2 protein-coding genes are annotated in these 1,630 nt (G+C 66.6%); both read right to left on the bottom strand.

Annotated elements, in window-relative coordinates:
• On the bottom strand, positions 1-946 hold a 946-nt coding region (locus tag ACT84W_RS09570; protein ID WP_444329037.1), incomplete at its 3' end, for an FtsW/RodA/SpoVE family cell cycle protein.
• A 3-nt stretch (positions 947-949) separates the two neighbouring features.
• The coding region (locus ACT84W_RS09565) for a glutamate ligase domain-containing protein (protein ID WP_444329036.1) at positions 950-1,630 on the bottom strand (681 nt) is incomplete at its 5' end.

The raw sequence follows: 1,630 nt of genomic DNA, 5'->3' as shown, positions 1-1,630 counted from the left end.
CCTCGCCGATGACGGCGAAGATGAAGTCGTTGTGGGCCATCGGCAAATAGGCGTACTTCTGCTTCGAGAAGCCGATACCCACGCCGAACAGGCCGCCGGACCCGAAAGCATAGAAGCCCTGGATGATCTGATAGGACTCGCCGAGCTCGTCTTGCCAAGGATCGAGGAAGGTCGTGATGCGCGAGAGCGAGTAGTCCTGCGAGACCGAGAGCACCAAGAAGAACACGCCAACGACGGCGATGCTCACCAGCAGCACTTTCCAGTTGAAGCCCGCGACGAAGAGCATCGCGACGAGCGCGACGAGGATGATGAGGGTGGAGCCCTTGTCGGGCTGCTTGATGATGAGCGCCAGCGGAACGACGATGCCGACCAGGACGAGCTTGGCGAGCTCGATCGAGTCGACGTCGCGGTCGACATAGTAGCGCTGCATGAGCGCGGCGCCGACGACGATCAACGCGATCTTGGCGAACTCCGAGGGCTGGAGCTGGAAGCTCCCGAGCTTGATCCAGCGGGAGGCTCCAAGAGCGCTGCCCGAAAATCCCGGGACGAACACCAGGATGAGCAAGATGATGACGACCGCCTCGAGCGCCACGAGGTGATCGCGAGAAAGCAGGTGGTAGTCCATGCGCGCGATGACCACAGCGAGGCCCACCCCGATGGCAGCGAAGAGGAGCTGCCTTTTGAGGTAGAACGCGGCATCGTAGTCGCAGCTCTTGTCCGCAAGAGCGGTGACCGACGACGCCGAGTAGATCATGAGCATGCCGAAGCACACGAGGATCGCGGTCACGGCGAGCAGCACGATACGCGGCTTCATGAAGCGCTCGGGCACGCCGAAGATCTGCTTGTCGCGGCCGGCCTCGCGGCGGCGCTCCGCGCGAACGGCGGCAGACGACCCCATCTGACGGGCCGGCCCCCCAAAGAGGAAGTCGGGCAGCTGGGCGCGCACGGGCTACTCCCCCCTCGCGGCCAGCTCGGCCACGAGGGACTTGAAGAGGCGGCCGCGCTCGGCCATGTTCTTGAACTCGTCGAACGACGAGCACGCAGGCGAGAGGAGCACGGTGTTGCCGGGCACGGCCGCCGCCACGGCGGCATCAAAGGCGTCGCGCAGGCGGTCGGCACGAACAACGCGCAGGTCAGAGGAAGTCTTCTTTGCCTCGGCCTCGAGCGCGTCGGCGATGCGCGGACCCGCCGCGCCGAAGCAGACGGCGACGCGGGCCTCACGGCAGCAGGCCTCGGCGAGGCTCGTGAGATCAGTGCCCTTGTCGTGGCCGCCGAGCATCACGACGATGGACTTGGGCGCGAAGGCGGTGAGGGCCTTCTCGACCGAGTCGGTGTTCGTGGCCTTGGAGTCGTTGACGAAGTGCACGCCCGCGACCTCGCCACAGGGCTCGATGCGGTGCTCGATGGGGTTGAACCCCGTGAGCCCGCGCGCCACGACGGCCTCGTCGACCCCCACGAACAGCGCGAGCGCGGAGGCCGCGAGGGCGTTCTCCCAGTTGTGGCTTCCGCGAATCCTCAGGTTGTCGACGCGGCCGAGGTCGTGCTCGACGCCGCCTAGGCGGACGACGAGCTCGCCGCCGCGGACAAACGCCGCGTCGGGGCCGCCCAGCTCGCGCTCGATGGAGAGCTC

The sequence above is a fragment of the Paratractidigestivibacter sp. genome, assembly GCF_052362415.1.
Lineage (GTDB): Bacteria > Actinomycetota > Coriobacteriia > Coriobacteriales > Atopobiaceae > Paratractidigestivibacter.
The sequence above is the reverse complement of the archived record's forward strand: the minus strand, read 5'-3'. Positions and strand labels throughout refer to the sequence as shown.